The sequence below is a fragment of the Bacteroidales bacterium genome, assembly GCA_018334875.1.
In the GTDB taxonomy this organism is placed as follows: domain Bacteria; phylum Bacteroidota; class Bacteroidia; order Bacteroidales; family UBA12077; genus JAGXLC01.
The window spans coordinates 1-7,628 of sequence record JAGXLC010000202.1 but is presented as its reverse complement, the minus strand read 5'-3'; the positions used below and the strand labels follow the sequence as shown (position 1 = coordinate 7,628).

At 40.5% G+C, this 7,628-nt stretch carries 8 protein-coding genes; 3 read left to right on the top strand and 5 right to left on the bottom strand.

Features of this window, described 5'->3' with window-relative positions; all coding sequences use genetic code 11:
* The 3 genes from KGY70_14195 to KGY70_14185 form a co-directional block, all read left to right on the top strand.
* On the top strand, positions 1–795 hold a 795-nt coding region (locus tag KGY70_14195), incomplete at its 5' end, for an oxidoreductase (GenBank protein ID MBS3776341.1).
* Between the two features lie 116 nt (positions 796–911).
* The gene (locus tag KGY70_14190; GenBank protein MBS3776340.1) at positions 912–1,187 is read left to right on the top strand and encodes a hypothetical protein; all 276 of its coding nucleotides are present in this window, start codon (positions 912–914) and stop codon (positions 1,185–1,187) included.
* A gap of 45 nt (positions 1,188–1,232) precedes the next feature.
* Positions 1,233–2,063 (top strand): FkbM family methyltransferase, encoded by an 831-nt coding sequence (locus tag KGY70_14185; GenBank protein MBS3776339.1) that lies wholly within the window; start codon positions 1,233–1,235, stop codon positions 2,061–2,063.
* A gap of 39 nt (positions 2,064–2,102) precedes the next feature.
* Here KGY70_14185 and KGY70_14180 read toward each other — a convergent pair whose 3' ends face one another.
* From KGY70_14180 to KGY70_14160, 5 genes are all read right to left on the bottom strand, one after another.
* Entirely contained in the window at positions 2,103–3,233 is a 1,131-nt protein-coding gene (locus tag KGY70_14180; GenBank protein MBS3776338.1) for a glycosyltransferase, read from the bottom strand.
* Between the two features lie 81 nt (positions 3,234–3,314).
* Positions 3,315–3,671 carry a diacylglycerol kinase family protein gene (locus KGY70_14175; protein ID MBS3776337.1) on the bottom strand — a complete coding sequence of 119 codons (357 nt, stop codon included), beginning with the start codon at positions 3,669–3,671 and terminating at the stop codon, positions 3,315–3,317.
* Positions 3,672–3,709: 38 nt separating this feature from the next.
* Positions 3,710–4,456, bottom strand: coding sequence for a UDP-2,3-diacylglucosamine diphosphatase (locus KGY70_14170; protein ID MBS3776336.1), 747 nt, complete (start codon positions 4,454–4,456; stop codon positions 3,710–3,712).
* Positions 4,457–4,469: 13 nt separating this feature from the next.
* Entirely contained in the window at positions 4,470–5,624 is a 1,155-nt protein-coding gene (locus tag KGY70_14165) for a DUF4369 domain-containing protein (GenBank protein MBS3776335.1), read from the bottom strand.
* Positions 5,625–6,114: 490 nt separating this feature from the next.
* Positions 6,115–7,284, bottom strand: coding sequence for an AhpC/TSA family protein (locus tag KGY70_14160; GenBank protein MBS3776334.1), 1,170 nt, complete (start codon positions 7,282–7,284; stop codon positions 6,115–6,117).
* Between the last annotated feature and the right edge of the window lie 344 nt (positions 7,285–7,628).

Genomic DNA, 7,628 nt, shown 5'->3' with positions numbered 1-7,628 from the left:
GACCTCGGACTATCCGTAATGACGGGAACCCAGCGGCACCACCAGAAAAGTTACATCGAAGCCTATAAACGGATCATGCGTGGTGAGATCGGAGATATCGTCGCCGCAAACTCCTATTATAATATCGGTCAGCTCTGGTATAGAGAAAGACAATCCGGATGGAGCGATATGGAATTTATGCTCCGTGATTGGGTGAATTGGTCATGGCTCTCGGGCGACCATATTGTAGAACAATTTATCCACAACATTGACGGGATCAATTGGTTTTTGGGTGGCAAATTTCCTCAGCGTGCCACTGCATTCGGATCCAGACATCGAAGGGTTACAGGTGATCAATACGACAATTTCAGCGTTGATTACACGTACGAAGGGGACATTCACGTAAATAGCATGTGCAGACAAATCAACGGATGTACCAACAATGTTTCGGATTTAATACGCGGGACGAATGGTTATTCCGACTGCAAAACCTATATGAGCAAACCGGATGGTGAAAAAATCTGGACCTATGAGGAACCTGAGGATGTAAACAGTCCCTATGTCCAGGAACATATTCACCTGGTAACATCCATCCGGAGAAATGAACCCGTTAATGTAGCTGAATTTACAGCCAAATCGACCATGACTGCAATAATGGGCAGAATTTCCGCATATACCGGACAGGAAGTCACCTGGGAAGAAATGATGAAGTCGAATCTGCGGTTGGGGCCGGAAGGTGGGCCTGAATCAGTTACTTCATTAGGTTCCAGTGATCTGGTCAATGCCAAAGTTCCGGTTCCCGGCTCTTCGGAATAAAAAAACAGTTTTTGGGAAGTAACTTCAACGGGCCTTAAGCCTGATCGGGATTTAAAACTTTGAGTTAAACCAAAACGGAAATTTCCCGTATAACATAAGCCACAAATGCGAATATTATGAAAAAATTATTATGGATCATACTGGCGATACTGCTTTTGGCCCTGCTTACCCGACCAGATTCCGAACGACATAAGAAAAAGATAAACCGGGAGTTTAAGGGAGAAAATCCTGTAACAGGTGTGCTCGGTGCAGGAAAAGTTTTCTCGGAACTGGTCAATTATCATAACGGATATCTTTTTTCTTACACCACGTTCAGGGATGAAACCGTTTCTTTCGGGATATTCCGAACAGTTTTTGTTTTTAAGGATCTCGATCTGACCGGTGATGAGTGAAAAACTAACGTTTAACAATTCAATTATTAATAATTGTCCATAAACATGATCAATTATCTCAAACGTAAATTAAAAAAAAGGCAACAGAAAAAAACCTTTAAAGAATATGGTTATGAAATTAAAACTTTTCAAATTGATAAACTGGGAAATATAGAATATGCACAGTGGTTACATCCTTTTGAAAAACCAAAGGAAATAACAAGTTCTAAAGTAAAATTTTATAATACACTTGCCCGGAATGGAGGAATGATAGTTGACATTGGGGCACATACGGGTGATACTTCTGTGCCGATGGCACTGGCTGTAGGTAAAGAAGGCTTAGTTTTAGGTATAGAGCCAAACCAGTATGTTTTTAAAATTTTGAAAAAGAACTCAAAATTGAATACTGAATATACCAATATCCATCCTTATTGTTTTGCAGCAACAGAAAACGAAGGCATCTATACCTTTAATTATTCTGATGCCTCCTTCTGCAATGGAGGATTTCTTACCCAGATAAGAAATCAACATCATAAACACAATTATCAACTTAAAGTTACAGGAAGAAATCTGGAAAAGTTCTTATATTCAAATTACTCCGATGATTTAACCAAGTTGGATTTAATAAAAATCGATGCTGAAGGGTATGATAAAGAGATATTAAAAACAATTCCCAATATTTTAAAAGATTACAAACCAAACTTAATGGTAGAATGCTATAAAAGATTAACTACAAAAGAAAGATACGAACTCTTCGATATACTAAATGAGTACAATTATACAGTTTTCTATTTAGAAAATTTTGAGATCGACGGAAGTAAAATAAAAATTGAAAGAGAAAACATGACCGATAAAAAACATTTTGAAATGTTAGCTATACATGAAGCCAAAATATAACAGGGCTAACAAGTAAAAATCTTTATTTGCATAAAAAAGTTATTCAAACAACGCTTCTATAAGCTTACTGCCTCTTTTCTCCCAGGTATGTTCCCGGGCAAAATTGTAGACTTTATCACTCATATATCTGTATCGTCCCATATCACTCATTAATTGAACAATCTGTGAAGCTACCTCCACTGGATGATTCCAGTCAGCCATGATGCCTAAATGATGGTCGTTGACCAGTTCTTCAAGTGCAGGGAGCTGAGAAGCAACGGAAGGAAGGCTGTGAGACAGATAGTCGAACAATTTGGAAGGAGCTGTAAGGTAACGGTTAAAAAAATTGTCTTGCAGGGGCAGCAAACCCAGATGCATTTCATTGAGGCGTTTCTGCAGTTCAGTTTGATTCAGCCATCCGGTGATCGTTACCTTATGGGCTACCTCCTTCTCCTGCAATTCGTCATGTAGCTTTTCCTTCACACTAGCCTGCGTTCCACCAAAAACAAAAATGTGATAATTGGTAGGCAAATAACCTGCCACTTCAATGATACGATCAATACCCCTACCTTTATCCAAGGACCCGGTATATGCCAGATTAATGGCATCCAAATTTCTGTGGAGATGGATGGGTGCTAACAACCCCGGAAAAACAACGTGAATGGGGATATCCACATATTGCTGCCAAAGCTTTTTCTGTGTCTCCGTCAAACAGATCAAACCGTCTATCTTTCTCAATGTGATCCTTTCCTGTATGGAATTTTTATAAAGGGAAAGGGTTTTCTTCTTAAGATCATCACGAGGTTTCAGATCGTAAAAAAAATTATGGGTTTCGTAGTAAATTCGGAATTTGCGCCGGGGTGTCATCAGCAAATAAGGCAAAACCTTGGGTGTCCTCGTTATGACAACAGTATGTTCATCGGCCAGTTCCTTAACTTTACGGGCAACTTGCCAGTAAAATTCCATATTGGCTTTTTTGAACCGCTTTTCCATCCTATGAATGGTAAGATAACCGGGATAATCAAGATTAAAATATTCCCGCATCAAATCTTCCGTATCCCCCTCGGATACATTTCTTACAAACAGATGGGTCTCCACTTCATTTTGCGCTATGCCCCATACGTTGTAGGTGGAAAAAACTGTACAGGACCCTTTGTCGATCCAGTTGTTGCTGATGTAGATGATCCTCATAAATATTTTCCTTTAGCATACCTATTCCGTCCGGGACCGATCAAAATTATCATATCTTGCCAAAAACCACCGGCCGCTTCACTAAAATAACAGACCGATCACTTTGGGAACAAATATAATCAAACCGATTACCGCAGAAATAATGGCGGCTATTAAAACGGCACCGGCAGAAATATCCTTGACAATCCTTATTCGTTCGCTATACGCCGATTGAACCTCATCACAGAGTTTTTCCAGGGAAAAATTGAAGGCCTCCGAGGTGAGCACCAATCCAATGGCAACAACCAAAAATAACCATTCCACTCGGTTGATATTAAGGATAATGCCTGCGGCAATAACAAGGACAACGGCCGATAAATGAATCCGGTTATTGGTCTCTCCTGAAATATAAAGCCACAAACCCCGTAAAGCATTACCAAAAGTCTTTTTTAATGACATCTTTTAAATAATTATTATCAATTGCCTGATAAATAAGGTTACACATATTGTTTCAATTCAAATTTTTCACCGTCAAATACACCGTACGTATAATGGTGAATCCAGTCGCCAAGATTAATATAGCGGGAATTCCGGTTCAACCGGTAATCAATGGGAAGGTGCCTGTGTCCAAATATAAAATAATTATAATGTTCTTTTTCCAAAGTCCCTCGCGCATGTTGTATAAGCCTCTCACCATCCTCCCCACGGAATTCATCGGGCACACCGTGTACGTTTCTGCTGCTCAGCGACCATTTATGAGCCAGGAATATTCCAAGATTGGGATGCAACCGGCCAAACAACCACTGGGCAAAGGAATTGTGGAAGATTCCTTTCAGCAGTTTGAATGTTTTCTCCCCGGGACCCAACCCGTCACCATGAGCCATATAAAATTTTTTCCCGTTCACGGTGATCGTGTAAGGCTCGTGATGAATGATCAGCCCCACTTCATTGGGAAGATAATCGAATATCCAGAGATCATGATTGCCTGTAAAAAAATGAACGGGTATGCCCTCATCAGTAAACTGGGCTATCTTACCCAAAAACCTGACAAAACCCTTTGGAACTGCTCTCCGATATTCAAACCAAAAGTCAAAAATGTCTCCCAAAAGATATAAAGCTGACGTCTGTGGCCGTATCTCCTCAAGCCAACGAACGATGGCTTTCTCCCTTTTCAGGCTTTCTTCATGATTCCGTGCTCCCAAATGAAAATCGGAGGCAAAATATATTTTTTTCCCGTATTCCAAAAGTCGTGTTTAATTAATCCAGTGCAATGGATAACCTCCTTCTTAATTCCTTTCTGTCGGGATTTTTTGCAATAACACCTCTCTCCTGATGTATCAGAAAATCCGTGGGAAGCTCCTGCACATTATATATCCTTGCTGCATAAGCATTCGGACCATTCAGGCTGCTAACATTTATCCAGGGCAACTGATCAAAATTAATCGCTTTAACCCATTCACTCCTGTCTTCATCCAGCGAAACCTGATAGATTTCAAAACCCTTATTATTATATCTTCTGTAAATATCCTTCAATTCAAGATTTCGCCGGACACTTTGTTCATTCCATGATGCCCAGAAACTCAGCAAAATCATTTTATCATTCAGATTCTGTAGTGAGACAGAGTCGCCTGCCGGATCAGGCAGCTTAATATCCGGATAGTCACTGGGTGTACCAAATTGACTGATCGACTGTTGAAGCTCCAGATTTCTGTATTGCTTCATTAAATCTTCTTTATTAGCCAGTAAAGATTTAACATGCATCGATTGCGGATATTTATTCTCCAAAGAATCGGCAACGAGCTTAATATATTGCAGATCAGTATTTTTATAAAGCACATAAGTATCATCATTGATCTTTTGATAAAGCGCCATGATACTTGCCAGCGATCCCATATTATTGATAATAAAGGAAATTGAGGAATCTCTCTGCCGGTTCAGGATTCTTTTGTATGTTTCATCAAGTTCGGCAATTCTCTGCTGAGAACCTTCCTCGTCCTTAATGCGTTCGTAAATCTCATCAAGGGAATCCAGTTTGGATTTGGTCTCCCTCAGACGATTTTCCAGTTTTTTCACCTTTTTGGAGCCCGGTGAGCCTTCAATGGTATAATTATAAAAATTATTCGCATTCGTTTGAAAAGTCACCTCTTCTCCGGGTTTAATCAAAAGTGTAACAAATTTCCCATCCAGGGTAAGGTTGTAGAATTTCGGATATTCTGTGGTTCCTGAAAACTTAAATCTCCCGCTTCCGCCCAGACTCGCGGAATCCAAAACTTTGGTACCACTTACCTCTTTTTCCTCAAAATATACTTTTTGTTGTTCTGCATCCTCAATGCTTCCCTCCACGGTAAATTTGTTTTCATTGGTGCAGGCAAAAGTCAAAACGGCTAAAACAAAGATGATTACCTTTTTCATTCGGTTAACAGTTTATTAAAAGTTCGAATTTCAAATTAATTTACATGCCAAATTTGGGTATTTTGCTTGACTCACCATGGAACCTGCATGTTAATCATGTTCTTGTTGTGCAGGTCACTGCATGCGGGTTTCATTTCCAATTTTTTTTCTGCCTCAAATATAAAAAGAAATTCATCAGAAACTTAACCTGGATCATTCATAAACGTATCTCGCTGAAAGCGAGAAAGTTTATGAATGCGCGATGGTTTGTGGGTAGGATCCAGGCTCGCCTTCGCGAAGCTTCTGGCGCCTACGCTAAAGCTTCAGCGACAGCGTGCGGAGCAAGGTAACCCCGCATTAGAAAAACCGGCCTTTTGCGAAAGTAATGAAGCAAAAAGCCAGGTTTTTCAATAGCGTCAGAATTATTCTTGAATAATTCGGGTTAAAAAAGGCCCTGATGAAAATCAAATCCGGGTAAAGTAAACCTAAGGCATTTGTATGCCTTTAAAAATCACTGATCGGAGAATATCTCATTCAATTTGGCAGGTAAATCATCTCCCCTCAAGTTTTTGGCTATAATTTCCCCTTGTTTGTTCAGCAGAAAGCTAGCCGGAATGCTTCTGATGTTATACTTTTGCGCAGCCCTGGAATTCCAGAATTCAAGATCGCTCACATGATACCAGTCACCCAGTTCATCTTTTTCAATGGCGTTCAACCAGTCCGAGCGGCTCTTATCCAGAGATACCTGATAAATTTCAAAGTCTTCATCCTTAAATTTTTTATACGTTTCAACGAGGTTGGGATTTTCCACACGGCAGGGTTTACACCAGGCAGCCCAGAAATCCAGCAAAACATAATCGCCGCGCAATGAAGACAATCTCACGGTATCTCCCTCAGGATTGGGCAGAGCAATTTCAGGTGCTTCCTTGCCCACACCCAGTCGTTCCGAGGCTGCATTATCGGCTTCCATCTTTTTTTTCATTTCTTCAACCTGCGAATGTAGGGACTTAACAGGTTCAGAATTGGGGTAGTTGGCCATCAGAGCAGAATCAACCTTTTCAAAATAAGCAAAATCCTGCTGCGGATTCAACACATAGCTTCTGGGACCTATCTGCTGATAAAGCGCCATCAGGCTGGCCAGCGAATTGATGTTGCGATCGATAAAGTCTTTGGTATATTCTTTCTGATCCTGCACAATCTTCCTGGATTCCTTATTGAGTCGGTTTTTCAGATCATCCTGCGTTTCCTGGTCGGGGTTATTCTGATAGATCTGACCCAGGGAATCAAGACTGGCAATAGTCGATTCCAGCCTTTTGCGTAATTTCATGATCTCCCGGGAGCCCTCCGATCCACTAACCTTATAATCATTGCCCATATTCTGAGCATCCCCTTTAAGGGTTATATGATTATCAGGTTCAACCACAAGCGTTACCGAATTTTGTGGAGAAGTCCGTACAAGGAAAAATTTGGCGACCTCCGTATATCCTTCGAACTCAAATTCTCCATCCTGGTCAAGCTGCACAGAATCCACTTTGTTGACACCGTCTGTTTTCAGTTCCAACAGATACAACCTCTCATTATTGGCGTTATCCAGATTACCTTCTATCGAAAATTGGTTGGAACCGGAACCGCACGCCTGAATAATAAATAAAACTAATACAATGGGCAAAAAATTTTTCATGATTATAAGTGATTTACAGTTATACAATGTGATGATTTCTACAGTTTTTCCCTTAGCCTTCTGTTGCCGGAATGTTATAACACTTTATAGTTTGGCCCCCAATATAATGGGATCGGGCTTCATTCTCTTCGCCGGCAATTTATTATATTTATCCTTAGGAAGAACAATTGCCGCGACAATTTGTTTTTCATAATTTGCCTATTGCCATTTCAGCAATTATGTATATTGAACTCCATTCCCTTTACTGATCAAGGTTCTGCCATTCCGCCCGTCCTAAACGCCGCTCATTATATCCGCGTGATCCTTTTCCCACCCGGCTTCTTCCCTCATCCATTACCCTATTT

Bases quoted from the DNA above. Each gene is read 5' to 3' on its own strand.
- KGY70_14190 (MBS3776340.1), top strand. From the start codon at position 912: ATGAAAAAATTATTATGGATCATACTGGCGATACTGCTTTTGGCCCTG.
- KGY70_14185 (MBS3776339.1), top strand. From the start codon at position 1,233: ATGATCAATTATCTCAAACGTAAATTAAAAAAAAGGCAACAGAAAAAA.
- KGY70_14180 (MBS3776338.1), bottom strand. From the start codon at position 3,233: ATGAGGATCATCTACATCAGCAACAACTGGATCGACAAAGGGTCCTGT.
- KGY70_14175 (MBS3776337.1), bottom strand. From the start codon at position 3,671: ATGTCATTAAAAAAGACTTTTGGTAATGCTTTACGGGGTTTGTGGCTT.
- KGY70_14165 (MBS3776335.1), bottom strand. From the start codon at position 5,624: ATGAAAAAGGTAATCATCTTTGTTTTAGCCGTTTTGACTTTTGCCTGC.
- KGY70_14160 (MBS3776334.1), bottom strand. From the start codon at position 7,284: ATGAAAAATTTTTTGCCCATTGTATTAGTTTTATTTATTATTCAGGCG.